This window comes from Pseudomonas sp. MOIL14HWK12:I2 (assembly GCF_000510745.1).
GTDB classification, from domain to species: domain Bacteria; phylum Pseudomonadota; class Gammaproteobacteria; order Pseudomonadales; family Pseudomonadaceae; genus Chryseomonas; species Chryseomonas oryzihabitans.
On the sequence record NZ_AZOA01000003.1, the window covers coordinates 529,349 to 554,677 of the forward strand.

Below are 25,329 nucleotides of genomic sequence, written 5' to 3' on the forward strand. Positions count from 1 at the left end.
TATACGCGGGCAACGACTTGCTCTAGGCTAGAGCCCTCGGGATCAACAATAAGCAACCGCGGTATAACGGTCGGTCAATGAAGCATCTCGCCAGCCTCAACGCCATCATGTCGCGCCTGCACGCCAAGCAGCTGCGCCTGCTCATCGCCCTGGCGGAAAAGGGTTCGCTGCTCAATGCCGCGGAAGGCCTGGGGCTCACCCAGCCGGGCGCCAGCAAGGCGCTCAAGGAGCTGGAGTCCGCCCTGGGAGTCGAGTTGTTCCTGCGCACCAATCGCGGCCTGCTGCCGACCCCGGCGGGCACCTGCGCTATTCGCTTCGCCCGGCTGATTCAGGCCGACCTGGACAATCTGCGCCTCGAACTCCACGCCATCGCCAGCGGCTCCGGCGGCAAGCTGGCCATAGGCACCATCATGGGCGCCGTGCCCCTGCTCACCCATGCCATCTCGCGGCTGCTGGAGTTGCAGCCACGGCTGTCCATCGAGGTGGTGGAAGACACCAGCACGACCCTGCTCGGCCTGATCGACCAGGGGCGGCTGGACGCGGCCATCTGTCGCCTGTCGGTCAGCGAGCGGCCGGAAAGCTACGACGCCCTGGTCATCAAGGACGAGTCCCTGGCGGTCATCGCCCACGCCGCCCATCCGGCCGCCCAGCGCGAGCGGGTCGAGTTGCGGGATCTCTCGGACAGTCGCTGGGTGGTCTATCGAGCCAACATGCCCATGAGACGCACCCTGGAACACGAATTCTTCGAGGCGCAGCTGCCTTTTCCGCTGCACCTGATCGAGACCACCTCGGCGCTGACCACCCTTTCGCTGTTGAGCCGCAATCCCCGGCTGGTGGCCCTGGTGTCGGTCGAGGTGGCGGACTATGTCTGCCAGCATGGCCTGGTCAGCCGCCTGCCGCTGGAGCTGAGGTCGCACAGCGAGCCCTATGAGCTGGTCTCGCGGCGCAGCGCCCAGCAGAATCCGGCGTTCGCGCTGCTGGTGGAATCGCTCTACGCCATCCAGCGGGAAGACTGAGCCGTCCCGCAGCTCAGGACGTGCGACTCGTCTCCGCGGCCTCCGTCCGGGCCGTCTTCGCCGCCGCGGCGACGGCATCGCCGGAATGCGCGGCGCAGCAGTCCTCCTGCCAGCGATGGCGCCGCGTCAGCTGCCCGATGCCGGGATTGAAGGCGTTGGTCGGATCGAGCTGGCGATAGTGCCGCTCCAGTTCCGGCGCCGCGGCGTAGAGGTGACCGACATTGTGCTCGGCGGGATAACGGGCGCCGCGGGCCTCCAGCAGGGCCAGCAGGCGACGCTTGAGCGCCGCGCAGTCCCGGCCCTTCTTCACCAGGTATTCCTGGTGCAGCACGTGGCAGAAGAAGTGCCCGCAATACATGGTCACCTCGATCTGCTCCGCCAGCTCCGGCGGCAGGGTCTCGAACCAGTCCTGGGTGTTGCGCGGCAGGGCGATGTCCAGGGCGAGGATGTCCTCCACGGTGTCCCGGTGCACCGCCCGGTAGCGATTCATGGCATTGCCGACCGCGAAGCGATTGAGGAAGGCGGCGTTGCCCTCCTCCGCGTCGCACTCGATGAAGTCCGCGTCGGCGCTGGGCAGCCAGGACTGCAGATAGGCGCGGGCCTCGTCGATGCCGTCTTCCCCCATCTTCAGCAGCAGATGGTGCTCGAAGCGCGCGGCAAAGGCGTTGAGGCGCGCCGGCAGGTGCTCCGGCAAGGGCGCCGCCAGACGTTGCAGCAGGCGATCGCCAAGCTGGGCACCCAGGCCCAGGCGTTCGCTCAGGGCATCGAAGCGGGTCTTCCAGGCAAAGGCCTGGGGCACCCGTTGCGCACCACAGCGCTGGATGAACAGGAACAGGTCCTTGCCGTAGGTACGACTGAGTTCGTAGGCCGTGCGGTGCATGTATTCGCCGGCGATGGGCAGCTGGGCGAAGTTGACCAGGATGTGCCGGCGGATGGCTTCCAGATCAGCGGCCCGATTGGAGCCGATGTAGAACACCCGGGTGTTGCGATCGGCGACGAAGGTATCCAGGCGCAGGGCGAACACGGCGATCTTGCCCGCCGAACCCGAGGCTTCGTACAGCCGCCGCGGATCGGCGTTGTAGCGCGCCGGGGTGGCCGAGGCCACATCGCGGACATGGCGGGCGTATTCGCGATCTGAGGCCATGGCACCGGCCAGATCCTGCACGACGCTGTCGTCGAAGCGACCCTCGTCGAGTCGGCTGAGGATCTCCTCGGGGGTGTCGCCCAAGGCCAGGCCCAGGTGGTTGACCAGTTGCAGCTGCCCGGCTTCATCGATGCGGGCGAACAGCGACAGCTGGGTGAAGGCCGGTCCGCGGCGGATCAGCGAGCCGCCGGAGTTGTTGCAGACGCCACCGGTGACGGAGGCGCCGATGCAGGTCGAGCCGATCACCGAGTGCGGCTCGCGCCCCAGGGGTTTCAGTGTCGTCTCCAGCTGGCTCAGGGTCACACCCGGCTGGGACAGCACCTGCTCGCCCTGGCGCAGCAGGGCCAGGCGGGTCAGGCGCAGGGTGTTGATCAGCACCACCGGCCGGTCGTAGCCCTCGGCCACCGGGGTGGAGCCGCCGGTCAGGCCGGTGTTGGCCGCCTGGCAGATGATGATGGTGCCGGCGCTGTGGCAGCGCTGCAGCACGCGCCACATCTCCAGCAGGCTGCCGGGCCGCACCACGGCGAGCACCGCCCCGCCACCATAGCGGATGCCCAGGCGGAAGCGTCGGGTCGCCGCGTCGCCCTGCAGGACATGGCGCCGCCCGACGATGGTGTGCAACTCGCTGACCAGATCCATGACGTCCTCTTCACTGACAAGGAAAGCGGCAGCGAAGGATAGTCGCTTCCGCTCGAAAGGCGCGGCTGGCGCGGCGTGGCTAATCGGCCAGCAGCCCGGTAGTCGACGGCGCGGGCCGGCGGGTCACCCACAGCATCAGCGCCGCGCACCCCAGCAGGCAACCCCCGAGCAGCATCAGCCCGACCTGCGCCGAGCCGAACAGCGTGGTCAGCAACCCCAGCAGATAGGGCCCGGCGAAGCCGCCGAGATTGCCGAAGGAGTTGATGATGGCGATGCCGGCCGCGGCGGCGGCGCCCTGCAGAAAGGCGCCGGGCAGCCCCCAGAACAGCGCGATGGCGCTCAGGCTGCCACCCACGGCAAAGGCGACACCCAGGATCATCAGCAGCAGGTGCTGGGGAAAGGCCGCGCAGAGGATCAGGCCGATCCCGGCCAGCACCGACATCAGGGCGCCATAGGCGCGCTGGTTACCGGTACGCTGGGCCTGGCGGGTGACCCAGACCATGGTCGCCGCGCTGAACACATAGGGGATGGCGGTGATGAGGCCGATGTCCAGGACCGAGGCCACCCCGGCGTTCTTGATGATGGTCGGCACCCAGAAATTGATGCCGTAGTTGCCAAGCATCAGCAGGACGTAGATGACCGTGAGCAGCCAGATGATGGGCAGGGCATACAGCCGCTTGAGGGCGATGCGCGGCTTTTCCGCGGCCTCCAGGGCCAGACGCCGGGTGAGTTCGGCCTTTTCCTGCTGGTTCAGCCACCGGGCGTCCTGGATGCCGTTGTCCAGCAGCCAGAGCACCACCACCCCGACCACCACGGCCGGCACCGCCTCGATGACGAACATCCACTGCCAGCCCGCCAGCAGGCCGTTGCTGCCCATGTAGTACATGATGGCGCCGCTGAGCGGACCGCCAAAGATGAAGGACACCGGATTGCCGAGGATGACGATGGCCATCATGCGGCTGTGCAGCGCCGCGGGAAACCAGTAGGTCAGGTAGAGGATGACCCCGGGAAAGAAGCCCGCCTCGCAGACGCCGAGCAGGAATCTCAGGCCATAGAAGGTCAGTTCGTGGCTGATGCCCAGCAACTGGGCGATGGGCCCGGTGAAGGCCATCAGCGACGAGACCAGGCCCCAGGTGATCATGATGCGGGCGATCCACAGCTTGGCGCCGACGCGATGCAGCATCAGGTTGCTGGGGACCTCGAAGAGGAAGTAGCCGATGAAGAAGATGCCGGCGCCCAGGCCATAGGCCGCGTCGGATATGCCGAGGTCGCTGAGCATGGCGAGCTTGGCGAAGCCGACGTTGACCCGATCGAGATAGGCGATGATGTAACCAAGCAGCAGCAGCGGCAACACGCGCCAGGCCACCTTGCGATAGAGCGGATCGAATTGCACCGGGGATGCGGCGGTACTGGGATGGGCCATGATGTTTCGCGTCCTTTAATTGTTGTGATTGTCGCGAGGGTCTTGCAGAACGGCTGACGGTCATCCGCAGCCCACTACCCGCCCGGAACGAGTCGAGGCGCAGGGCAGGATGGCGGATGACGCTGCAGCGGAAGGGCTTGCCGCTAGGGAAGTCGGGGCCTCAGAACGAGGCCTGGATCAGGTCGGCATAGTCCTCCGCCGAGGCTTCCCGGGGATTGGTCCGGTGGCTGTGATCGGCCAGGGCGCCGGTGACGATGCGCGGGATGAGCCCCCTGTCGACCCCCATCTGCGCCAGCCCCGTCGGCAGCCGCAGGGCTTCGGCCTTGTGCGCCAGCGCTTGCTCCACCGACAGCTGCGGCGGCAGTTCCATGGCCTGGGCGAGGCGTTCGAGTTTCTCGTCGCGGACCACCGATTCGGCGCTCCGGTTGAAGGCCACCACGGCCGGCAGCAGGACCGCGTTGAGGGTGCCATGGTGCAGCCGCGGATCGATGCCGCCCAGTGAGTGACTCAGGCTGTGCACGCAGCCCAGCCCCTTCTGGAAGGCCAGCGCCCCCTGCAGCGAGGCGCTGAGCATCTGGGTACGGGCTTCCAAGTTGGTGGGCTCGTTGAACGCCAGTTCCAGATGGCGCCAGGCCCGGCGCAGGCCGTCCAGGGCGATGCCCTCGGCCGGCGGATTGAAGCCGGGCGCGAGAAAGGTCTCGATGCAGTGGGCCACCGCGTCCATGCCCGTGGCGGCGGTCAGGTGCGGCGGCAGGCTGAGCGTCAGCAGCGGATCGCAGATGGCCACCCGCGGGATGACATGGGGCGAGAGGATGCCGACCTTGCGGCCATCGTCGAGGATGATGATGGCGCCGCGTCCCACCTCGCTGCCGGTGCCGGCCGTGGTCGGAATGGCCACGATGGGCACCGTCGCCGCGGTGATCCGCGTCAGGCCGCCTTCGATGAGGGCGAATTGTTTCAGCGGTCCGGGATGGCGCGCGGACATGGCGATGGCCTTGGCCAGGTCGATGGGCGAACCCCCACCGACGGCGATGATGCCGTCGCAGTCCGCATCCCGGAAACAGGCGACGCCCTCGCGGGTGGCGGCCTCGGTGGGATTGGCCGGGGTGGCGTCGAACACCTGGTAGGCGGCCAGGGGATTCTGCTCCACCAGCTGCTCGATGAGACCGGCGGCCACCACGCCCCGATCGGTGACGATCAGTGGCCGCTGGAAGCGCAGCCGGGCGTTGACGTCGGCCAGTTCGGCCGCACAGCCGGCGCCGAAGCGGATCTCCGTTACATAGTTGATTATCGCCATGACCCGTCCTGTTATTCTTGAAATTGATAGACGGCCCGACTATAGCGAGGCGCCTCCCGGCCAAATACTGAGAGGTAGCGATAGCGGTATAACCGGGAGGCAACCCAGCCTGTTCAGCTAAAGCCGGCATAGCCCTGCCTCCCCTGCCGGACGCCCTCCCCATAGCGATGGCCGGGCCCGCTCTCCCGGGCGCTGCCGCTTTCCCTGGAGTCCCGATGCCCACCCCTACCCTGGCCGCCGCCCAATCCGTTTCGCTCGCCGGCGACCTCGCCGCCAATCTGCGCACCCATCTCGATTTCATCGCCGCGGCTGCCGACGTCGGGGTGGAGCTCCTGCTGTTTCCGGAACTGTCCCTGACCGGCTATGAGCCGACCCTGGCGGCGGCGCTGACGCTGGAGGGTACCGATGCGCGTCTGCGGCCCTTGCGCGAGGCCTGCCGCGTGGCCGGGCTCACGGCCGTGGTCGGGGCGCCCATCCAGGGTCTGACGGGGCTGCAGATCGGTGCGCTGATCCTTGGCGCCGATGGCAGCTGTCGCGTCCACACCAAGGAATACCTGCATCCGGGCGAGGTGCCGCCCTTCGTGCCCGGCCATGGCGGGGACTTGCTGGAGGTGCGCGAGCTGAAGGCCGCCCTGGCCATCTGCGCCGACAGCAATCACGAGGCCCATGCCGATGCCGCCCGCGCCCGCGGCGCCGATCTCTATCTGGCTTCGGCGGTGATAGGTCCGACCGGCTATCCCGCCGACAGCGCCCGCCTCGCCGGCCATGCCCGACGCCTGGGCATGCCGGTGCTCCTGGCCAATCACGGCGCGCCCACCGGCGGCTATGCCTGCGTGGGCCGCAGTGCCTTCTGGCAGGCCGATGGCGGGTGCCTGGTCGCGGCGCCAGGCGACGGTTCCTGCCTGGTGATCGTCCGGCGGGTCGCCGGTGCCTGGCAGGGCGAAATCCGCACAGTGCGACCTTGATCGCCGCACGGCGCAATCCTCTGACCGGAAAGCGGCTGCCAGGTCACGGCGCGACTGGATTCGCGTCCCGATATCCCGCGCCTCCTGCGACTAAAGGTCACACGTCAGACGCCGATAAGGCTCTGACATCCTCGTTCAGAACACCGCCAAGGATGCCTTTCGCAGCGTGAACGACGCTGTAACCGCAGGAGCGACACCATGGCCTTGAACACCATTCGGACCCGCTACACCCTGATCTTCCTCGGCTTCATCGGCGCGACCCTCGCGGCCACCGTCATCGGCATTCGCCTGTGGGTGACGCCGGACCTGGTCGCCGCCGGTGAATCCGCCGTGCTCACCCGCGTCAACGAGGTGGGCACCCGCATCTATCGCGAACTCAACCAGATCCAGGCGCAGCAGCGCTCCATCACCCAGACCGTGCCGCTGCTGGACAGCGCCGCCATCGACCGGGTGCTGCCCGGCCTGGTGGACCAGTACGGCGATGCCAAGGTGTTCGGCGGCGGCATCTGGCCGCTGCCCAACCAGCGCGAGCAGGGTCGCGACAAGTTCAGCACCTTCTATCACCGCGATGCCGGCGGAAAGCTGATCGTCAACACGCACTGGAACTCCCCCGAGTCGCTCAACTACTGGGAGCAACCCTGGTTCCAGGCTGGCCTCAAGGCTCCCGCCGGCCAGTGCGTCTGGGCCGCCGCCTACAAGGACGCCGCCAGCGCCGAGCCGCGCACCAACTGCGCCATGGCCATCCAGCGCGACGGCAAGGCCTTTGGCGTCTCGACCATCGACCTCACCCTGGGCTTCTTCAACCCCCTGGTGGACAGCCTGCGCAAGGAACTCGACGACACCGACATGATGATCGTCGAGGCCGACGGCAAGATCCTCAGCAACCTCAGCGAACTCGGCGATTCGCAGATCCTGAACAACGTCTCGGCCTATGCCACCCGTTCGCCCTTCGTCGCCGCCATCCAGCAGAACCTCGGCAAGCTCAAGGGCGAGGCCGTGGTGCGCGACACCTATGTCGACGAGCACGGCACGCCCCACACCTTCTTCCTGCGCCCGCTGGCCGGCACCCCCTGGCTGCTGGCCACGGCGCTGCCCACCTCGCTCATCGCGGCGACCAACACTGGTATCCTCAAGACCCTGGCGGCGATCCAGCTGCCGCTGGTCCTGCTGCTGGTAGGCATCATGGTGCTGGCGCTCGGCAAGCTGATGGGTCGCCTGGGCCTGCTGCAACGCAACATCGAATCCCTGTCCGCCGGCGATGCCGACCTGACCCGGCGCATCCCGGTGCACGGCCAGGACGAGGTGGATGCGGTGGCCGGCGCGGTCAACGGCTTCATCGGCTATCTGCAGCGGCTGATCGGCGAGGTGGGCGACGCCACCGACCGCATCGACACCGGTCTCAAGCAGCTGCACGGCCAGGCCCAGCAGAACGGTGCCATCCTGGCCCGCCATGCCAGCGAGACCGACCAGGCGGTAACCGCCATCACCGAGATGAGCGCCACCTCCGACTCCGTGGCCCGCAGTGCCAGCGACACCGCCACCCTCACCCAGGCCGCCAACGGCCAGGCCGAGCGTTCCCGCGCGGTGGTCCAGCAGGCCTCGGCCAGCGTGCTGGCCCTGGTGGATCAGGTGGAAGACGCCACCCTCAAGGTGCAGGCCATGCAGAGCGATGCCCAGCGTATCAACGACGTGCTCGGGGTGATCGGCGGAATTGCCGGCCAGACCAACCTGCTGGCGCTCAACGCGGCCATCGAGGCGGCCCGGGCCGGCGAACAGGGTCGCGGCTTCGCGGTGGTGGCCGACGAGGTCCGCGCTCTGGCCGGCCGTACCCAGCAGAGCACCGCCGAGATCAACGAGATGCTCAACCGGTTGCAGCAGGGGGTGAGTTCCGCGGTCGCGGCCATGGAAATGACCAAGGCCAGTTGCCAGAGCACTGCCGAGCGCACCCGCGAGGTCACCGAAGGCCTGGACGAGATGAGCGGTTCGGTGGTGCGCATCAGCGATCTCTCGACCCAGATCGCCGCCGCGGCCGAAGAGCAGAGCGTGGTGGCCGGCGAGATCAACCAGAACATGGTTGCCGTGCGCCATATCGTCGACGACCTGGTCACCAGCGGTCAGCGCACCGCCGAGAGCACCGCGGCGGTGCAATCGTCCAACGAGCAGCTGATCGCGGTGGTCCGGCGCTTCCGGGTGAGGTGACCCGAGCGCCGCGACAGGAAAAAGCCGGGCACTGCGCCCGGCTTTTTCGTCTAGCCCACCAGATGCAGGAAGTGCATGTGGCGCTCGTACTGGTCGAGGATGTCGCCGATCACGTCCTCGCGGGACCAGCCCATGACGTCATGGTCCTGGCCCCCCTCGCGCAGATAGACCTGAGCGCGGAAGTACTTGCGCTCCTCCCCCGGCTCGCTGCCCATGACGAAACTGGGCATGGCGTAGGCGTGGGGTCTGACCTGGTAGACAAACTCGGGCTGCTCGGCCGGACCGACATACAGCCGCACCCCGCCATCCTCGCGGTCTTCCACGCCACAGACATAGCCCTGCTTGCGCCATTCCTCGGCCACCGCCAGGCAAGCCGGCTTGGCCACCTCGCCGATGAAGCGCACCACGTGGCTACGCCGCGGAAACATCGCCAGGCCGCGCAGGCGGCGCTGCCAGCCGCCCGGCGTACGGCTGGTGGGCGGGGTGAGACTCAGCGACTGATGGCGCAGGCCGCGCTTGGTGGCGTCCAGCTTCAGGGCCTTGAGCAGGCCATGCATGCTGAACAACAGGGCGAGGGTGAACGGCAGGGCACTGGCGATGGTGGCGGTCTGCAAGGCCTTGAGGCCATCGGCCAGCAGCAGCGCGATGGCCACCAGCCCCATGCTGGCGCCCCAGAAGACGCGCTGCCAGACCGGCGTCTGGTCCTGGCCGCCGGAGGCCAGCATGTCTACCACCATGGCGCCGGAATCGGCGGAGGTGACAAAGAACACCACCACCATGACGATGGCGATCAGCGAGATCACGCTGGCGAAGGGGAAGTGCTCGAGGAAGGCGAACAGCGCCAGGGAGCTGTCCTGGGATACCGCGGCGGCCAGATCGGTGATGCCCTCGGTGAGGATCATGTGGATCGCCGTGTTGCCGAACACCGTCATCCACAGCAGGGTGAAACCGGCCGGCACCAGCAGTACGCCGGAGACGAATTCGCGGATGGTCCGCCCGCGCGAGATGCGCGCGATGAACAGCCCGACGAAGGGCGACCAGGCCAGCCACCAGCCCCAGTAGAACAGCGTCCAGCCGCCGATCCAGTCGGTGGGTCGATAGGCGTTGAGGTTGAGGGTGCGGCTGACGATCTCGCTGAGATAGCCGCCGGTGTTCTCGACGAAGGTCTGTAGGATCAGCACCGTGGGGCCGAGGATGACCACGGTCAGCATCAGCAGCACCGCCAGGCCCAGATTGAGTTCCGACAGCCGCCGGACGCCCTTGTCCAGCCCCGAGACCACCGAGAGGGTGGCCAGCGCCGTGGTGACGACGATCAGGCCGATCTGCACCGGGGTGGACACCGGCACGCTGAACAGCACGTTGAGTCCGGTGTTGATCTGCGAGACGCCGAAGCCCAGGGAGGTGGCGACGCCCAGCACCGTACCGATGATGGCGAAGATGTCCACGGCATGGCCGATGGGCCCATGGATGCGCTCGCCGATCAGCGGATAGAGCGCCGATCTCAGGGTCAGCGGCAGGCCGTGGCGATAGCTGAAGTAGGCCAGGATCAGGGCGACGATGGCATAGATCGACCAGGCGTGCAGGCCCCAGTGGAAGAAGGTGATGCGCATGGCCTGGCGCGCGGCGTCCACCGTCTGGCCATCGGCATAGGGCGGGTTGAGAAAGTGCATCACCGGCTCGGCGACGCCAAAGAACATAAGACCGATGCCCATGCCGGCGGAAAACAGCATGGCGAACCAGGTGGTGTTGGCGTAGTCCGGCTCGCTGTGGTCCGGGCCGAGCTTGATGTCGCCATAGCGACTCATGCCGAGAAACACCACGGTGCCCAGGATGATGGCCACGGCGAGGATGTAGAACCAGCTGAGGTTGGTGATGATCCAGCCCTGGATGGCGGCGAACAGCCACTGGGCGTTGGCCTGGAACAGACTGGCATAGAGCACCAGCACGAGTAGCAGCAGGGTCGAGGTCCAGAAGACCGGAGGACTGAAGGTGGGACGAGCGGCGGATTCTCCCTGGCCGGTCATAAAAGGGCTCCTGTTCATGAAGTGCGCACAGGTTGACTGCCCTCGGCCGTGATCGTTTCGCTGGCGACGCTACGGGAACGGCGCATGCCGCTGTGTGCTGCCGCACCAATCGCTGGGGCGCTAAGGGTCGGATGCGCTAGCCAGCACAGTGGCGCCGGGTGCTCCCGCCAGCCCCCGAAACCAGCGCGCCGGCGCCACGCCGAAGGCCTGGCGGAAATGTTTCGTCATATGACTCTGGTCATAGAAGCCGGCGGCAACGGCGGCCTCGGCCAGCCCCCGACCGAGGCGCACCTGCAGACGCACCTGGTCGAGGCGGCGCAGGGTCAGGTAGCGATGGGGACTGGTGCCGAAGTAGGCACGGAAATCCCGGGTCAGACTCCAGCGATCCCGACCGGCGCAACGGGCCAGGTCGTCGAGGGTGACCGCCTGGTCGAGATGATCCTCCAGGTATTCCCGCGCACGCAGCGCGGCGGCGAAGTCCACCCGCCCGCGACTGGGCCAGGCCTGGCAGACCTCGGCGAGGGTGGCGACCAGGCCATAGAGGGCGTCGTCGCGAGCTAGGACATCGGATTGCGCGTCGAGGGCGGCGAACACCGCCTCGGTGGCCCGGGCCAGGCGCGGATCCCGGGAGACGCTCTCGCGGTGGAAGGGCAAGGGCCGTCCACCCAGGATGTCCTGCATCAGGGTCGGCGGCAGGTAGAGCATGCGATAGCGAAAGCCATCGGCGGCGCCGGCACGCCCGTCATGGACCTCGTCCGGATGCAGGATCATGGTCTCGCCGGGCAGGCTGTTGGTCCGGGCGCCGCGATAGGAAAAGCTCTGCACCCCGGCCAGGGTACGGCCGATGGCATAGGTGGCATGGCGATGGGGGTCGAAGGCATGGCCACTGAAGAAGGCCTCGATGGACTCCAGCTCGGCATAGGCCGGGGCGTGCCTCACCCAATCCGTGGCGCCGGGCAATTCGATCTGGCTGCTCATGGCGACTCCTCCGGCGCTCAGCCTAGCAGACCACGCCAGGCGTCGTGGAACAACAGCAGGGCGCAGCCAACCAGACTCAGGCCCAGCAGCCGATTCACCGCGCGAAAGCCGCGTCCCTGCACCAGGTAGCGCCCGAGCAGCGCCCCGAGCAAGGCGTAGCTCGCCGGGGCGCCGCAGGCCGACAGCGCCAGGGGCAGCGACCAGAGGGCGATCTTGCCCCCGGTCACCTGGGCCGCCGGAAACATCACCGTGGCGATGGGCAGCACCGCCAGCCACGCCTTGGGATTGAGGCCCTGGATCAGCAGGCCGCTGGCAAAGGTCAGCCGCGTGGCGGCGCCTTCCCCCTCGGCCGTCGGCGGCGCGGCCCGGGCGATGCGATAGCCGAGGTACAGGCAATAGCCACCGCCGAGGAGCGCCAGCCATGGCAGCAGCGCCCCCGAGACCACGACCGCCCCGGCATAGCCCAGCGCCAGAAAGAGCACCAGCATGGCGCAGCCCACCCCGGCATAGAAGCCCAGCGCCCGGCGGGCCTGGCCGCGCAGACCGGCATTGAGGCCCAGGGCGTTTACCGGGCCAGGGCTGTAGATGACGCTGAAGGCATAGAGGACGATTTCCAAGGGGCACCTGCCAGGCTGCGAGAAGGAAGCCCAGGCTAGCCAGCGCGCCCGGGGTCTGGCTTGTACGTCTGTGGCTGAGATGAGCCACCCGCTCTGGCACTCGAACTCCGCCGGGGTGTGGCACTCTATCCAGGCCAAGGCCTGGAAGAGAAAGTCCATGTTCGGATCGCTGCGCAGTCGTCTGATTGCCCTGCTGCTGATGCTCGGCGGCATGGCCGTCGGGGTCGGCTGGCTGATGATCCTGCTCTTGCGCCAGTCGGAAAGCGCCCAGCTCGGCCAGGCCACGGTGGAAGCCGAGCAGGCCTGCCAGGCCATCGCCAGCAGCTATCGCTTCTACAGCAATGGCTGGTCCGGCCCTACCGCGGGCCTCGCCGACCCGACGCTGCAGCGCAGTCTCGGGGGCGTGGCCAGTGTCGCCCTGCTGCGCTATCGCGGCATGGCCGGCGGCCTCTGGCAGGAACAGGCGGGACTGCTGGCCGATGCCAGTCCCTTCCCCCTGACCGCCGCCGAACGCCAGCACCTGGCCGATCTCTCCGCCGCGACCCTGGCCGAGGCACGCAGCCTGAGCGACAGCTTCAGCGCGGACGGCGCCACGGTGCTGGTGGCCGCCTGCCCGCTGTCCGGGCCCATTGCCGATCTCGCCGCCTGGACCCTGACCCGCCTGACCTTCGCCGAGGGCAGCGGGCAGCGCCAGCTGAAACTGGGCCTGGGCCTGCTGCTGCTGGCCATGCTCGCCGCCACCCTGCTGCTCGGCCGACTCACCTGGCAGTGGTCGCGCCATGTCGCGCGGGTCGAGCGCGATCTGGGCGCCAATGCCAGCCACGACCTGCCCACCCTCGCCCTCACCGGCGAACGCGAGCTGGACCGGGTGCTGGCGGCGCTCAACCAGGCCGGGCAGCGCCTGACCCAGGCCCGGGACGAGGCCCAGCGACTGACCACCCAGGTCCACGCCAGTGAACGGCTGGCCGCCCTTGGCCGAGTGGCCGCCGGGGTCGCCCACGAGATCCGCAACCCCCTGGCCGCCATGCGCCTCAAGGCCGAGAACGCCCTGGCCGGCGACAGCGGCCGGCAGCAGAAGGCGCTGGACGCCATCCTCACCCAGGTCACCCGGCTGGACCGCCTGCTGCGCCGCCTGCTCGACCTCACCCAGCCGCTGCACCTGCAACCCACTGTCATCGCGCTGCCGGCCTTTTGTCGCGAGGTGCTGGCCGGTCACGAAGACCAGGCCGCCCAGCGCGGCATCCGCCTGACCGCCCGGGTGGCCGTCGATGAGGGCTGGTTCGATCGCGACGCCCTGGCCCGCGCCCTGGACAACCTGCTGCTCAACGCCCTCCAGGCCGCCCCGGCAGACAGCGAGATCCGTCTCGACGCCAGCCGGCGCGGCAACTGGCTGGTGCTGGCGGTGGAAGACGAAGGCCAGGGGCCACCCGCCGAGTTGCGCGCCCAGCTCTTCGAGCCCTTCGTCACCGGTCGCCCGGAGGGCACCGGCCTGGGCCTGGCCCTGGTCCGCGAGACCGCCCGCGCCCACGGCGGCGAGGCGCGACTGATCGATCCCTCCCTTCCCACGCGCTTCGAGATCCTCCTGCCATGCCAACCCTGCTGATCATCGATGACGACGCCGGTCTGCGCGACGCCCTGGCGGAAACCGCCGCGGACCAGGGCTACCGGGTGCTGCAGGCCGACGGGGGCGAAGCGGGCTTGCAGCTCCTGACGCAGGAGGCGGTGGACGCCGTGCTGCTCGACCTGCGCATGCCCGGGCTGGATGGCCTGGAGGTGCTGGCGCGCATCCGCGCCCTCCCCGAACCACCGGCGGTCACGGTGCTGACCGCCTTCGCCAGCGCCGGCAACACCATCGAGGCCATGCGCCTGGGCGCCTTCGACCACCTCACCAAGCCCATCGGCCGTGACGAGCTGATCCGGGTACTGGCCGGCATGACCGCCCAGCGCCGTCCGGCCAGTGCGCCACCGGCCGCGGTCGAGGGCCATACCCTGGTGGGCGGCAGCGACGCCCTGCGCCAGGTGCAGAAGACCATCGGCCGCCTGGTGGACAGCGAGGCCACGGTGCTGGTGACCGGCGAGACCGGCACCGGCAAGGAACTGGTGGCCCGCGCCATCCACGAGCATGGCAAGAGACGCGGGGCGCCCTTCGTGGCGGTCAATTGCGCGGCCATCCCGCCGGATCTGCTGGAAAGCGAACTCTTCGGCCATGTGCGCGGCGCCTTCAGCGGGGCCACCGCCAATCGCCTCGGTGCCTTTCGCGAAGCCCAGGGCGGCACCCTCTTTCTCGACGAGATCGGCGACATGCCGCTGCCGATGCAGGCCAAGATCCTGCGCGCCCTGCAGGAACGCGAGGTGACGCCGGTGGGTGGCGCGCCGGTGCGCCTGGACGTGCGCCTGGTGGCCGCCACCCACCGCGACCTGGCCCAGCGGGTCGCCAGCGGCGACTTCCGCGAGGACCTCTTCTATCGCCTGCACGTGGTACCCATCCACCTGCCGGCGCTGCGCGAGCGGCGGGCCGACATCCTGCCGCTGGCCGAACACTTCCTCGCCCCCAGCGGCCGCGTCCTGGCGGACGATGCCGCCGCCCTGCTCTTGCGCCACCCCTGGCCGGGCAACGTGCGCGAATTGCGCAACGCCATCCAGCGCGCCGCGACCCTGGCCCAGGGCGAACGCATCGTCGCCGCCGACCTGGCCTTTCTGCAGGGCGAGCCCCCGGATGCGGTCGCCATCGACGCCAGCTGGCCGGAGGAGACCCTGGCCGAAGCCACCGCGCGCCTGGAACGCCTGCTGATCGAGCGCGCCCTGCAGCGCAGCGGCGGCAATCGCGCCGAAGCGGCCCGCCGCCTGGGCATCCATCGCCAGCTGCTCTACACCAAGCTGAGTCGGCTGGGCCTGGGTGTCGGCGCAGACGACAGTCCCGCTTAGAGCCTATTCAAAGTCTCGCGAGCTAGAGACAAACAAGGCGAAAATGACTGAGGAAGCGGAGTTTACGAGTGGTAAATGAGCATTCCGAAGCCATTTTCAACGCCGTTTGGCCGACGCGCAGCAGACTTTGGACAGGCTCTTAGGCTGTCCGCTTTGCCGACAGGTATGTCCGCCAGCCGGACGCAACGCCGGGCTCGGACGGTCTCAATAAATCGCAAGGTATTGATTTATATAGAAAATAAAATTTGGCACAGGCCCTGCAATATCCTGATCGTCAACCACCGCAGGAGTCATCCATGCCTACCAAGACCCAAACCCTCGTGATCGGGACCTTCGCCCTGCTGTCCGTCAGCGGCCTCGTCCTGGCACAAACCGCACCCGCCGGCAGCACCGCCTCCACCACCGCGGCCAGCGCCCAGATCCCTACCCAGCAGGGCCAGCTCAAGCAGTTCCTGCTCAATCCCCGCGGCGATATCGACGGCCTGATCCTGGCCGACGGCACCGAGGTCAACACCCCGCCGCACCTGTCCGAGCAACTGGCCGCCACCTTCAAGCCGGGTGACAGCATCAACGTCGCCGGTCTGCGCGCCGCCAGCCTGCCGCTGGTCCAGGCGGTGTCCCTGACCAACGTCCAGACCGGCAAGACGGTCACCGACGAAGGCCCCGATCGCGTGGCCGGTCGCCGTCCGCCGGCACCCCCGGCACCGGGCACCGAGCGCGATGGCGACAGCCTCCAGGGCCAGATCGTCCAGTTGCTGCACGGTCCCCGTGGCGACGTGAACGGCGCCCTGCTGCAGGACGGTACCGCCCTGCGCCTGCCGCCCCATGAAGCCCTGCGCCTGCAAGCGCTGCTCAAGCCCGGTCAGACCGTAGCCGTCCGCGGCGAGCTGGTGGCCAATGCCCAGGGCCGTGCCTTCCGGGTCAGCGCCCTCGGCGCCGATGCCAACTCGCTGCAGACCCTGGATACCCCGCCGGCACCCCGCGGTCCCGGTCGTCTGCCGCCGCCCCCGCCCCCCGGCGTCCAGCCGGTCGCCCCGGGCGCTCAACCGCCGGCGCCCCCGGCACCGCCGGCCGGCTGATCAGGCCAGCAGCCGCCGGGTCGCTTCGGCGATCCGGCGGCAGGCTTCCTGCAGCACCTCGTGCGAGGTGGCGTAGGAAACCCGGAAGTAAGGCGCCAGGCCAAAGGCCGAGCCTGGCACCACCGCCACCCCGCCCTCGTCCATGAGGTAGCGGGCAAAGGCCGTATCGCTGTCGATCAGCTCCCCGACCGGCGTCCGCCGACCCAAGACCCCCGCGCAACTGGCATAGACATAGAAGGCCCCCTCGGGCCGCCGCGCCGACAAGCCCGGCACCGCGTTCAGCGCGTCCACCACCAGATCCCGCCGCTGGCGAAACAGCTCGCAGCGCTCGCGCACGATGTCCTGCGGCCCATCCAGGGCGGCGATGGCCGCGGCCTGGCTGACCGAGCAGGGGCAGGAGGTCACCTGGCTCTGCACACTGGCCATGGCCTGGATCAGCGCCTTGGGTCCGCCGGCATAGCCCAGGCGCCAGCCGGTCATGGCATAGGCCTTGGAGACGCCGTTGATGGTCAGGGTCCGCTCGCGCAGCCGTGGCTCCAGGGCCGCCGGAGTGACGAAGCGAAAGCCGTCGTAGAGGATGTGCTCGTACATGTCGTCGACCATCAGCCAGACCTGCGGATGGCGCAGCAGCACCTCCAGCAGCGGGCGATAGTGTTCCTCGCCATAGGCCGCCCCGGAGGGGTTGGAGGGCGAGTTGAGCATCACCCAGCGGGTGCGCGGGGTGATGGCCGCATCCAGTGCCTCGGCGGTCAGGCGGAAGCCATCCTCCTCACGGCACGGCAGCACCACTGGCGTGCCGCCGAGGATGGTGACGATGTCGGCATAGGTCACCCAGAAGGGCGCGGGGATGATCACCTCGTCGCCCGGGTCCAGGGTCGCCATCATGGCGTTGAAGATCACCTGCTTGGCCCCGGCCGAAGCGGTCACCTCGTCCTGGGCGAACACCAGGTCGTTCTCCCGGGCGAACTTGCGGCGAATGGCCTCCTTGAGCGCCGGGCTGCCGTCGAGCACCGGGTACTTGGTCTGGCCGGCGCGGATGGCCTGGATCGCCGCCTCCTTGATATGCTCCGGGGTATCGAAGTCCGGCTCGCCCGCACCCAGCACCAGTAGATCGGCGCCCTGGCGGCGCAGGGCATTGGCGCGCTCGGTGATCTTGAGGATCTCGGAGACGCCCACGGAGGCGAGGCAGTGGGCGAGGTGCAGGGTCGAATCGGCGGCCATGACAGGGCTCCAGGCAGGACGAAAAGAGGTGCCGGAAGCGTCCGGCAGGGATCGTCTCGCACTATCGAACCGCGGCCGCTTGCCTTCAAACGCTATAAAGGACTCACGTCATTCCGCCGGGGCATGGTCTGGCGTCAACACGGAGGCTAGAGTGGCGACCATGACCACCGCACCCTCCCCCCTCGCCGCCTACCGCCGGATCCTGGCCCAGGGCGAACGCCTGCCCGATGCCGCCCAGGAGGCCGCTGTCCTGCGCCTGGAAGCCTGCCACGCGGCGCTGCTGGCGGGTCGGCCGACGCGCGGTCTCTATCTCTGGGGGCCGGTCGGCCGTGGCAAGACCTGGCTGCTGGATCTGTTCCACGCCAGCTTGCCGGTGCCCGCCCGCCGCCAGCACTTCCACCACTTCATGCGCTGGGTGCACCAGCGTCAGTTCCAGCTCGCCGGCACCCGCGATCCCCTGCAGGTGCTGGCCCGGGAGCTGGCCGCCGAGGTGCGGGTGCTGTGCTTCGACGAACTCTTCGTCAGCGACATCGGCGATGCCATCCTGGTGGGCGGCCTGCTGCGCGCCCTGCTGGACCAAGGTCTGGTGCTGGTGGTCACCTCCAACCAGCCGCCGGAGCAGCTCTATGCCGGCGGCTTCAATCGCGAGCGCCTGCTGCCCGCCATCGCCGCTCTGCAGGCACACCTGGACGTGCTGGAGGTGGACGGCGGTCAGGATCACCGCCTGCACCAAGGCCAAGCCGAACCGCGCTTCTGGGTGGACGATCCCACCGCCCTCGCCACGACCTTTGCCCGCCTCACCGCGGGAGAAGCCGTGACGACCGCGCCCCTGATCCTCGGCGAGCGCCCGCTGCCCGTGGTGCAGCGGGCCTCCAGCGCGATCTGGCTGGATTTCGCCGTGCTCTGCCAGGGCGCCTGGGCCACCACCGACTACATGGATCTCTGCACCCGCTTCCCCGCCCTGTTGCTGAGCGGCGTGCCCTGCCTGTCCGGCGATCCCCGTGCGGGCCGCATCGCCCGCGGCACCGAAGACGGCGCGACGCGGGTCCTGGCCGGCGACCGCGAACTGCCCCGCCTGGCGCCCCAGGACGACGCCGTGCGCCGCTTCATCGCCCTGGTCGACGAAGCCTACGACCGCCGCCGCCCGCTCTACCTGGACGCCGCCGTGCCCCTGGATCAGCTGTACACCCGCGGCTTTCTGGAATTCCCCTTCCGCCGCACCCTGAGTCGCTTGAAGGAGATGCAGCAGGCCCGGTACTAGGCCTAGCACGGCAATCGGGCGCTGCGGCGACGAGGCACGCCGCGGAGCGGCGGAGCCCCGTGGTAAGGTGGGACATCCCACAGCTTGACGAGGCCCGGTCATGACTCCGCGCATCGAACCCTTCTTCGACGCCACCACGTCCACCTTCACCTATGTGATCTACGAAGCCCCCGGCAGTCGCTGCGCCATCGTCGACTCGGTGCTGGACTACGATCCGCATTCGGGTCGCACCGCCACCCTTTCGGCGGATCGCGTCGCCCGCTTCGTGCGCGATCAGGGGCTGACCGTGGAGTGGCTGCTGGAGACCCATGCCCACGCCGACCACCTCTCCGCCGCGCCCTATCTGCGGCGGCAACTGGGCGGGCACATCGCCATCGGCGAGGGCATCCGCCGGGTCCAGGGCGCCTTCAAGGACGTCTTCAACCTGGAGCCGGAATTCCGCCTCGACGGCTCCCAGTTCGATCACCTGTTCCAGCCCGACGAGGTCTTCCACATCGGCGCCCTGACCGCCCGCGCCTTGCACGTGCCCGGCCACACTCCGGCCGACATGGCCTACCAGGTGGAAGAGGAGCATGTCTTCGTCGGCGACACCCTGTTCATGCCCGATGTCGGCTCGGCGCGCTGCGACTTCCCCGGCGGCAGCGCTCGCGACCTCTATCGTTCGATCCGCCGGCTGCTGACCCTGCCCGAGGCCACGCGCCTCTATCTGTGCCACGACTATCCGCCCGCCGGCCGCGAAGCGCGCCACGAGACCACCGTGGGTGAAGAGCGCGCCCTCAACGTGCATGTCCGCGACGGAGTGGACGAAGACGCCTTCGTCGCCCTGCGCACCCGCCGTGATGCCACCCTGTCCATGCCGACGCTGATCCTGCCGGCGATCCAGGTGAACATCCGCGCCGGCACCCTGCCGCCCGCCGAGGCCAATGGTCGCCGTTACCTGAAGATTCCCATTGACGGTTTCTAGAATCGTTGCCACCCGTCGTACAAGGTAAGAGCCACAGGCATTGGACGCAGCGGCGCCGCTGCGTCCAGGCTTTTTCACTTCGCACAGCTTCTCTGCTCCGTCCAACCCAGCGGCAAGGTTGGACAGCGCCTCGGCCGAATTTAGATACAGACCTGGTAGTGGCCCATGGCCTGCGACCACCCATCCCCTGGCCGGGAAACCTCGCCGCGTCCGCTCCTCAATACCAGGGCAGGCAATGTGTTCTGCACTACATTCCCAAAAGAGGTAGAGCGACCATGACCACCAAGAATTCGAACTCCAATCCCGGCAACTTCGCCAATGATCGCGAGAAGGCTGCCGAGGCCGGGCGCAAGGGCGGCCAGAACAGCGGGGGCAACTTTGCCAACGATCGCGAGAAAGCCTCCGAAGCCGGACGCAAGGGTGGTAGCCGCTAGGCGCTTCCCTCCTTGTAGCGGAGCCACGTCCGGGTGGACCCGGCTCCTTCGTCCCACGATCAAGAGGAATTCACGATGAGCACCAACAACTCCAATCCCGGCAACTTCGCCAACGATCGCGAAAAGGCCGCCGAAGCCGGCAGCAAAGGTGGACAGAACAGCGGGGGCAACTTCGCCAACGATCCCGAGCGCGCCGCCGAAGCCGGCCGCAAGGGCGGCGAGAACAGCGGCGGCAACTTCGCCAATGACCCCGAGCGCGCCGCCGAAGCCGGCCGCAAGGGCGGCGAGAACAGTGGCGGCAACTTCGCCAATGACCGCGAGAAGGCGTCCGAGGCCGGCCGCAAGGGCGGTCAGAACAGCGGCGGTGGCGGCCAGCAGTAATCCGGCCTGATCCAGGCCAGGGCGAAGGGCAGGCTCATCCTGCCCTTCCTGCTTTCACGTCCGTTCACTTTTCTCCCGGCTCGGGTATCACCGAGATCTGGCCGTTCTTTTCCAGCACCGCGAAGCGGATCTGCTCCAGCCGTTCCAGCCCCTGACTCTGCCGCGCCGCCTCGAGGATGTCTTCCTCGGTGAGGCGGGCCTTGCGCAGTCGCTCCGTCAGCGGCTTGCCGTACTCCACCACGATCAGCGGCACCCCGTCGAGAAAGCGCCCGACCCGGGGCGAACGTTCCTTGAACAGCGACAGCAGGATGTCGATCAGCACCAGGGTGGCGATCACCACGAAGGCATTGATCACCGAAAAATCATCCCCCAGCAGCGCCTGCTGGGTCGCCTCGCCGATCACCAGCAACAGGACGAAATCGAAGGTGGTGATCTCCGACAGCGCCCGCCGTCCGGTGATGCGAAACAGCACCAGCAGAAAGGCGTAGAGGGCGGCGGCGCGCAGGACGGATTCCATGGCAATTCCCTAGGGATAGATGAAGGCGGAGAGTGCCAGCGGTGGCTGGCCGGGTCGCAGGATCCGCCAGTCGACGGTGCCCAGGCGGTCCGGGCGCAAGGCGAGGTGCAGTCGACTCGACCCCGCTCCCGGCGCCAGATCGAGCCAGAGCACCCCGTCGCTGCTGGTCATGCGCAGCGGCTGGGGATAGAGGGCTTCCACCGTCCAGTCGGCCACCAGGCGCTCATCCAGGCCAATGCGGTCGAGGCCGGATGCCAGTTCCAGGGTCAGGGTCGCCGGCGCACCCCGGCGCTGGAAGCGCTCGTACTCGACCCGGAGCTGGCCGTCCGCGCTGACCCGGGTCGCCGTGGCCCAGGGCCCGCCGCTGGCGAACAGGCCGGCCAGGGCCAGGGCGACGAACAGGCCCAGCAACACCCAGCCCAGCCGCTCGCAGCGCCAGATCCAGCGTTGCAGGCCCGGCTCCTCGCGGATTGGCAGAGGCTTTTCCACCCGTGGCGTCATGGCGGTCGCTCCGGAATTCGATAGAGCTTGGAGCCCGACCGGAGGTCGCCGGTTCGACCGCTTCGCCCACCCACTGGGGCATACTGCGCGCCCCTTTTTTTCTGGAGTCCTGTCGATGCCCGTCTGGTGGCTGCTCGTCCTGCCCTTCATCGCCGGTGCCTGCCTGCCGCTGCAGGCCGGCATCAACGGCCAACTCGCCCGGCACCTCGGCAGCGTCTTCGCCGCGGCGTCCATTTCCTTCATGGTCGGTCTCGTCGCCCTGCTGGGCCTGACCTTCTGGCAGCGTGGTGTCCCTACCCTGGGTGCGCTGCGCGACCTGCACTGGTGGCACTGGTGCGGCGGCCTGCTGGGCATGTTCTTTATCGCCATGGCCGCCTTCGCCGGTCCGCGCATCGGCGCCACCCTGTTCATGGCGCTGGTGATCGCCGGGCAGCTGGCCATGTCGCTGAGCCTGGATCACTTCGGCTGGGCCGGCTTTCGCCAGGATCCGGTCACCCTCGGCAAGCTGGCCGGCGTGGCGCTGATCGGTGCCGGCGTCTGGTGCATCGCCCGGGCCTAGGTCTAGTAGAGATCGCGACGGTAGCGCTGTTCGTCGATCAGCCGCTGGACCTCGGCCTCGCCGAGCAGCGCCGCCAGGGTAGCCTGGACGCTGCGCCCCAGGCCCGGCAGGCTGCCGCAGACCATGATCACGGCATCCGCCGCCAGCCAGTCCAGCAGCAGTTCCTGTTGCGCTCGCAGGCGGTCCTGCACATAGCCATCGCCGTCCCGCGAGAACACCCGGTCCAGCCGTTCCAGTTCACCCCGCGCCTGCCAGGCATCCAGCTCCGCCCCATAGAAATCGTCGTGGGCCGCCGTGCGTTCGCCGAACAGTAGCCAGTTGCGCCGGTACCCGGCGGCGATACGGGCAGCCAACAGCGGGCGCACCCCGGCCAGTCCGGTCCCGGCAGCGATCAGGATCAGCGGGCGCGGGTCCAGCGGCGGTCTGAAGCCCGGATGGGCGCGGAGCCGCGCCTGCACCGCATCGCCCGGCCTCAGCCCTGAGGTCAGCCAGCCGGAGGCGATGCCCAGGCGACCGTCCGCCTTGCGCGCCTGGCGCACCAGCAATCGCAGCGCGCCTTCATCGGGCAGCGAGGCGATGGAGTACTGGCGCACGGCGAGCGGTAGCAGAGCGTCGAGTAGCGCCTGGGCGTCCAGGCCCGCCAGCGCGGCCTGGTCTTTCGGCAACAGGCGGGTGTCCAGGGCCGCGGCGAGGGTCTGGCTGACGCCGTCGCCCACCACCACGCTATCCGCGGCCAGCCCCAGGGGCGACAACCAGGCCGCCACGCGCTCGGCGCCCTGGCGCGGCGCGATCTCGAGGATATCGCCGGGTGCCCAACTGCTCCCAGGCGGCGGCAACAGCTGCAGCTCGAAGACGGCTCCACCGGGGCTGCCGGCATTGAGCGGCTGCACCGCTAGCAGCGGCCAGGCCCGCAGTGGCCGTTCGACCGCTGGCTCGATGGCCACGGCGCCCAGGGCCTGGAGTCGACCCTGCCAGAGCGCGAGCGCCCGAGCGTCGCCATTGTCCACCTCCACCGGAGCGAACAGCGACCGGGCGCCCTGCCCGGCGAGCCAGGCATCCAGCCGCCGGGCGAAGGCGCAATAGGCCGGATAGCGCCGATCGCCCAGGGCCAGCACCCCGAAGTTCAGATTCGGCAGCGCGGTCTGGGTCAGCATCCGTCGTTCGAAGCCACGGGCGGCGTCCGGTGCCTCGCCGTCGCCGTGGGTGGCGACGACGAACAGCGCCTGGGTAGCCTGCTGCAGGCGCTCGACCGAAAGCCGTCCGAGTGCGACCACTTCGGCGCTGAGTCCCGCCGCCTGCAACTGGCCGGCGGCCTGCCAGGCCAGCGCCTCGCCCTGGCCGCTCTGGCTGGCATAGCCGATCAGCCAGTCGGCGGCGCCCGGCGTGGCCGGCAGCAGGCCGCGCCGGGCCTGGTGCGCCTGGCGACGCTTGCGGCGGCGGTCCAGATAGAGCCAGAGGCCAGTCACCATGAACAGCGGCATGGCCAGGCTGGCGAGCGCCAGGGCTACCCGTCCCGCCAGGCCGAAATACTCGCCCGAATGCAGCGCATAGACGCTGAGCAGCAGCCGAGCGCCGAGCGGCTGTTCGCTGTAGCGGCGGTGATCGAGCACCCGTCCCGCGCCATCGAAGACGATCCGATTGAGGGCACGGACATGCTCGGCCTCGTCGGGCAGGTACCAGAGGGTCGGCTGACTGACCTTGCGCGCCGGATTGGGCAGCAGCAGGCCATAGCCCTCGACCTGTCCGCCGGTCTCCTGCCGAAAGCTCTGCCAGAGCGCATCCAGGTCCACGTCCTGGCGCGCCACCACGCCGCTGATCCGGGGCTCCGGCGCCGCCCCCAGCAATCGCTCGCTGGCCTGGCGATACCAGTCATAGGACCAGTACAGACCGGTCAGGGCCGCCAGCAGATAGAGCAGCAGGCACCAGGTGCCCGCCACGGCGTGCAGGTCCCAGTGGAAACTCCGCCCCCGACGCGCCCAGTCGAGGGTCAGCCAGGTGCGCCAGCGCCCTGCCTGGCGCGGCCAGCGCAGGTAGAGGCCGGACAGGCAGAGCACCAGCAGGATCAGGGTGGCGGCCCCGGTCAGGGCCTTGCCTACCGGCCCCAGGGCCAGGGAGCGGTGCAGGTCCAGGACCAGGCGAAAGAATCCCTGGCCGCGCGGCGCCTTCAGCACCTCGCCGGTGTAGCGATCGAACAGCAGCACCTCGCCACGGCCCTGGCCGCTCGCCGGCGCCAGGCCGAGCAGGCCGTAGCCCTCCCCCGCCATGCTGGAGACGAAGCCTAATTCCTGACCCGGAGCGAGCAGACGCTGCCGCACTTCCGGCAGTGTCAGCGGGCGCCGGTCCGGCGTCGCGGCGGTCGGCGGCGGATTGAGCAGCTCCAGCAACTCCAGCTGAAAGCTGTAGAGCGCCCCTGTCACCCCCAGCACCACCAGCACCAGACCCGCCACCAGCCCGAGCAGGCTGTGCAGCTGGAACAGACCCCCGCGGATCAGGGCTGGGCCCACAGCCGCAGGAGGTTGTGATAGACGCCGGTCAGCTGCAGGCAGGCCTCGTGGCCCTGCCCCAGCTCGGCCGCCGCCCGCTGGATACCCTGGTCGAGTTCGAACAGCTGGCCGCGCTGGCCGGCGTCGCGCACCAGGCTCTGGATCCAGAAGAAGGAACACAGCCGGGTACCGCGGGTGACCGGCAGCACCCGGTGCAGGCTGCTGGCCGGATAGAGGATCAGATCGCCCGCCGCCAGCTTGACGCTGTGGGCGCCATAGGTGTCTTCCACCACCAGCTCGCCGCCGTCGTATTCGTCCGGCTCGCAAAAGAACAGCGTGGCCGACAGATCGGTGCGCAGGTAGCCGCTGCCATCCGGTAGCGGCCGCAGGGCATTGTCCACGTGCAGGCCAAAGGACTGGCCGCCCTGGTAGCGATTGAACAGCGGCGGAAACACCCGTGCCGGCAGCGCCGCGGCGACGAACAGCGGATGCCGTGCCAGCGCCTGCTGGATCAGCTCGCCCACCGCGCGCGCCGCCGGCTCGTCCGCCGGCAGCTGCAGATTGTCCTTGGCCATGGCCGACTGGAAACCGGCCGTGTGCCGGCCATCGGCCCAGGCGGCCGCCTCCAGCCGCTCCCGGCATTCCCTTACCTGCTCGGGCGTCAGCACGCCCGGAACGCTGATCATCATGGTGATTCCCCTC

Annotated in this window: 20 protein-coding genes and 3 pseudogenes; 12 read left to right on the top strand and 11 right to left on the bottom strand. The window is 68.8% G+C overall.

Annotation, left to right across the window (positions count from 1 at the left end):
• Positions 1-77: 77 nt before the first annotated feature.
• Positions 78-1,016 (top strand): LysR family transcriptional regulator, encoded by a 939-nt coding sequence (locus PSK12I2_RS0102470; protein ID WP_027597156.1) that lies wholly within the window; start codon positions 78-80, stop codon positions 1,014-1,016.
• Positions 1,017-1,029: 13 nt separating this feature from the next.
• On the opposite strand, the gene dld is transcribed toward PSK12I2_RS0102470, so the two are convergent.
• The 3 genes from dld to PSK12I2_RS0102485 form a co-directional block, all read right to left on the bottom strand.
• Positions 1,030-2,799, bottom strand: coding sequence for a D-lactate dehydrogenase (dld, locus tag PSK12I2_RS0102475; RefSeq protein ID WP_027597157.1), 1,770 nt, complete (start codon positions 2,797-2,799; stop codon positions 1,030-1,032).
• 79 nt (positions 2,800-2,878) lie between these two features.
• A complete protein-coding gene (locus PSK12I2_RS0102480) occupies positions 2,879-4,222 on the bottom strand; it encodes an MFS transporter (protein ID WP_027597158.1) in 1,344 nt (447 codons plus the stop codon).
• A 160-nt stretch (positions 4,223-4,382) separates the two neighbouring features.
• Positions 4,383-5,519, bottom strand: a complete 1,137-nt coding sequence (locus PSK12I2_RS0102485; RefSeq protein WP_027597159.1) for an iron-containing alcohol dehydrogenase — start codon at positions 5,517-5,519, stop codon at positions 4,383-4,385.
• Between the two features lie 215 nt (positions 5,520-5,734).
• On the opposite strand from PSK12I2_RS0102485, the gene PSK12I2_RS0102490 reads away from it, so the two are divergent.
• The 3 genes and pseudogenes from PSK12I2_RS0102490 to PSK12I2_RS25380 form a co-directional block, all read left to right on the top strand.
• Complete coding sequence (locus PSK12I2_RS0102490) at positions 5,735-6,484, top strand: carbon-nitrogen hydrolase family protein (RefSeq protein ID WP_027597160.1); 750 nt, start codon at positions 5,735-5,737, stop codon at positions 6,482-6,484.
• A gap of 198 nt (positions 6,485-6,682) precedes the next feature.
• Positions 6,683-7,822, top strand: a pseudogene (locus tag PSK12I2_RS25375) (cache domain-containing protein); the annotation flags it as partial.
• Positions 7,823-8,110: 288 nt separating this feature from the next.
• Positions 8,111-8,683 (top strand): annotated as a pseudogene (locus PSK12I2_RS25380) (methyl-accepting chemotaxis protein); the annotation flags it as partial.
• Positions 8,684-8,733: 50 nt separating this feature from the next.
• On the opposite strand, the gene PSK12I2_RS0102500 reads toward PSK12I2_RS25380, so the two are convergent.
• The 3 genes from PSK12I2_RS0102500 to PSK12I2_RS0102510 form a co-directional block, all read right to left on the bottom strand.
• The gene (locus tag PSK12I2_RS0102500) at positions 8,734-10,707 is read right to left on the bottom strand and encodes a choline BCCT transporter BetT (RefSeq protein ID WP_027597162.1); all 1,974 of its coding nucleotides are present in this window, start codon (positions 10,705-10,707) and stop codon (positions 8,734-8,736) included.
• Positions 10,708-10,827: 120 nt separating this feature from the next.
• Positions 10,828-11,685, bottom strand: coding sequence for an AraC family transcriptional regulator (locus PSK12I2_RS0102505; RefSeq protein WP_027597163.1), 858 nt, complete (start codon positions 11,683-11,685; stop codon positions 10,828-10,830).
• Positions 11,686-11,702: 17 nt separating this feature from the next.
• Positions 11,703-12,302 carry a LysE family translocator gene (locus PSK12I2_RS0102510; RefSeq protein WP_027597164.1) on the bottom strand — a complete coding sequence of 200 codons (600 nt, stop codon included), beginning with the start codon at positions 12,300-12,302 and terminating at the stop codon, positions 11,703-11,705.
• A gap of 157 nt (positions 12,303-12,459) precedes the next feature.
• On the opposite strand from PSK12I2_RS0102510, the gene PSK12I2_RS0102515 reads away from it, so the two are divergent.
• The 3 genes from PSK12I2_RS0102515 to PSK12I2_RS0102525 all read left to right on the top strand — a co-directional run bounded on the left by PSK12I2_RS0102515 (position 12,460) and on the right by PSK12I2_RS0102525 (position 16,306).
• On the top strand, positions 12,460-13,905 hold the full coding sequence (locus PSK12I2_RS0102515) for a PAS domain-containing sensor histidine kinase (RefSeq protein ID WP_027597165.1): 1,446 nt from the start codon (positions 12,460-12,462) through the stop codon (positions 13,903-13,905).
• The gene (locus tag PSK12I2_RS0102520; RefSeq protein WP_027597166.1) at positions 13,890-15,227 is read left to right on the top strand and encodes a sigma-54 dependent transcriptional regulator; all 1,338 of its coding nucleotides are present in this window, start codon (positions 13,890-13,892) and stop codon (positions 15,225-15,227) included. The genes PSK12I2_RS0102515 and PSK12I2_RS0102520 overlap by 16 nt, the downstream gene beginning before the upstream one ends.
• 296 nt (positions 15,228-15,523) lie before the next feature.
• Positions 15,524-16,306 (top strand): hypothetical protein, encoded by a 783-nt coding sequence (locus tag PSK12I2_RS0102525; protein WP_027597167.1) that lies wholly within the window; start codon positions 15,524-15,526, stop codon positions 16,304-16,306.
• Here PSK12I2_RS0102525 and PSK12I2_RS0102530 read toward each other — a convergent pair whose 3' ends face one another.
• Positions 16,307-17,527 carry a pyridoxal phosphate-dependent aminotransferase gene (locus tag PSK12I2_RS0102530; protein WP_027597168.1) on the bottom strand — a complete coding sequence of 407 codons (1,221 nt, stop codon included), beginning with the start codon at positions 17,525-17,527 and terminating at the stop codon, positions 16,307-16,309.
• Positions 17,528-17,687: 160 nt separating this feature from the next.
• On the opposite strand from PSK12I2_RS0102530, the gene zapE reads away from it, so the two are divergent.
• The 4 genes and pseudogenes from zapE (at position 17,688) to PSK12I2_RS0102550 (ending at position 20,567) form a co-directional block, all read left to right on the top strand.
• Positions 17,688-18,788, top strand: coding sequence for a cell division protein ZapE (gene zapE, locus PSK12I2_RS0102535; RefSeq protein WP_027597169.1), 1,101 nt, complete (start codon positions 17,688-17,690; stop codon positions 18,786-18,788).
• A 100-nt stretch (positions 18,789-18,888) separates the two neighbouring features.
• Complete coding sequence (locus PSK12I2_RS0102540) at positions 18,889-19,752, top strand: MBL fold metallo-hydrolase (protein WP_027597170.1); 864 nt, start codon at positions 18,889-18,891, stop codon at positions 19,750-19,752.
• 302 nt (positions 19,753-20,054) lie between these two features.
• Positions 20,055-20,186 (top strand): annotated as a pseudogene (locus tag PSK12I2_RS0102545) (general stress protein); the annotation flags it as partial.
• A gap of 75 nt (positions 20,187-20,261) precedes the next feature.
• Positions 20,262-20,567, top strand: a complete 306-nt coding sequence (locus PSK12I2_RS0102550; RefSeq protein ID WP_027597172.1) for a general stress protein — start codon at positions 20,262-20,264, stop codon at positions 20,565-20,567.
• Positions 20,568-20,631: 64 nt separating this feature from the next.
• Here PSK12I2_RS0102550 and PSK12I2_RS0102555 read toward each other — a convergent pair whose 3' ends face one another.
• Together PSK12I2_RS0102555 and PSK12I2_RS0102560 are read right to left on the bottom strand one after the other, a co-directional pair.
• Positions 20,632-21,084 carry a DUF421 domain-containing protein gene (locus PSK12I2_RS0102555; protein ID WP_027597173.1) on the bottom strand — a complete coding sequence of 151 codons (453 nt, stop codon included), beginning with the start codon at positions 21,082-21,084 and terminating at the stop codon, positions 20,632-20,634.
• Between the two features lie 9 nt (positions 21,085-21,093).
• The gene (locus PSK12I2_RS0102560) at positions 21,094-21,585 is read right to left on the bottom strand and encodes a hypothetical protein (RefSeq protein ID WP_027597174.1); all 492 of its coding nucleotides are present in this window, start codon (positions 21,583-21,585) and stop codon (positions 21,094-21,096) included.
• A gap of 109 nt (positions 21,586-21,694) precedes the next feature.
• Between PSK12I2_RS0102560 and PSK12I2_RS0102565 the strand changes: the two genes are divergently transcribed.
• The gene (locus tag PSK12I2_RS0102565; RefSeq protein WP_256203936.1) at positions 21,695-22,144 is read left to right on the top strand and encodes a DMT family transporter; all 450 of its coding nucleotides are present in this window, start codon (positions 21,695-21,697) and stop codon (positions 22,142-22,144) included.
• Between the two features lie 2 nt (positions 22,145-22,146).
• Here the strand turns inward: PSK12I2_RS0102565 and PSK12I2_RS0102570 are convergent, their stop codons facing one another.
• Together PSK12I2_RS0102570 and PSK12I2_RS0102575 are read right to left on the bottom strand one after the other, a co-directional pair.
• Entirely contained in the window at positions 22,147-24,633 is a 2,487-nt protein-coding gene (locus PSK12I2_RS0102570) for a sulfite reductase flavoprotein subunit alpha (protein WP_027597176.1), read from the bottom strand.
• Complete coding sequence (locus PSK12I2_RS0102575; RefSeq protein WP_027597177.1) at positions 24,633-25,316, bottom strand: Fe2+-dependent dioxygenase; 684 nt, start codon at positions 25,314-25,316, stop codon at positions 24,633-24,635. The genes PSK12I2_RS0102570 and PSK12I2_RS0102575 overlap by 1 nt, the downstream gene beginning before the upstream one ends.
• Between the last annotated feature and the right edge of the window lie 13 nt (positions 25,317-25,329).

What these genes read in the sequence shown, in the direction of transcription:
- PSK12I2_RS0102470 (WP_027597156.1), top strand. Translation starts at nt 78, where the DNA reads ATGAAGCATCTCGCCAGCCTCAACGCCATCATGTCGCGCCTGCACGCC.
- dld (WP_027597157.1), bottom strand. Translation starts at nt 2,799, where the DNA reads ATGGATCTGGTCAGCGAGTTGCACACCATCGTCGGGCGGCGCCATGTC.
- PSK12I2_RS0102480 (WP_027597158.1), bottom strand. Translation starts at nt 4,222, where the DNA reads ATGGCCCATCCCAGTACCGCCGCATCCCCGGTGCAATTCGATCCGCTC.
- PSK12I2_RS0102485 (WP_027597159.1), bottom strand. Translation starts at nt 5,519, where the DNA reads ATGGCGATAATCAACTATGTAACGGAGATCCGCTTCGGCGCCGGCTGT.
- PSK12I2_RS0102490 (WP_027597160.1), top strand. Translation starts at nt 5,735, where the DNA reads ATGCCCACCCCTACCCTGGCCGCCGCCCAATCCGTTTCGCTCGCCGGC.
- PSK12I2_RS0102500 (WP_027597162.1), bottom strand. Translation starts at nt 10,707, where the DNA reads ATGACCGGCCAGGGAGAATCCGCCGCTCGTCCCACCTTCAGTCCTCCG.
- PSK12I2_RS0102505 (WP_027597163.1), bottom strand. Translation starts at nt 11,685, where the DNA reads ATGAGCAGCCAGATCGAATTGCCCGGCGCCACGGATTGGGTGAGGCAC.
- PSK12I2_RS0102515 (WP_027597165.1), top strand. Translation starts at nt 12,460, where the DNA reads ATGTTCGGATCGCTGCGCAGTCGTCTGATTGCCCTGCTGCTGATGCTC.
- PSK12I2_RS0102520 (WP_027597166.1), top strand. Translation starts at nt 13,890, where the DNA reads ATGCCAACCCTGCTGATCATCGATGACGACGCCGGTCTGCGCGACGCC.
- PSK12I2_RS0102525 (WP_027597167.1), top strand. Translation starts at nt 15,524, where the DNA reads ATGCCTACCAAGACCCAAACCCTCGTGATCGGGACCTTCGCCCTGCTG.
- PSK12I2_RS0102530 (WP_027597168.1), bottom strand. Translation starts at nt 17,527, where the DNA reads ATGGCCGCCGATTCGACCCTGCACCTCGCCCACTGCCTCGCCTCCGTG.
- zapE (WP_027597169.1), top strand. Translation starts at nt 17,688, where the DNA reads ATGACCACCGCACCCTCCCCCCTCGCCGCCTACCGCCGGATCCTGGCC.
- PSK12I2_RS0102540 (WP_027597170.1), top strand. Translation starts at nt 18,889, where the DNA reads ATGACTCCGCGCATCGAACCCTTCTTCGACGCCACCACGTCCACCTTC.
- PSK12I2_RS0102550 (WP_027597172.1), top strand. Translation starts at nt 20,262, where the DNA reads ATGAGCACCAACAACTCCAATCCCGGCAACTTCGCCAACGATCGCGAA.
- PSK12I2_RS0102555 (WP_027597173.1), bottom strand. Translation starts at nt 21,084, where the DNA reads ATGGAATCCGTCCTGCGCGCCGCCGCCCTCTACGCCTTTCTGCTGGTG.
- PSK12I2_RS0102560 (WP_027597174.1), bottom strand. Translation starts at nt 21,585, where the DNA reads ATGACGCCACGGGTGGAAAAGCCTCTGCCAATCCGCGAGGAGCCGGGC.
- PSK12I2_RS0102575 (WP_027597177.1), bottom strand. Translation starts at nt 25,316, where the DNA reads ATGATGATCAGCGTTCCGGGCGTGCTGACGCCCGAGCAGGTAAGGGAA.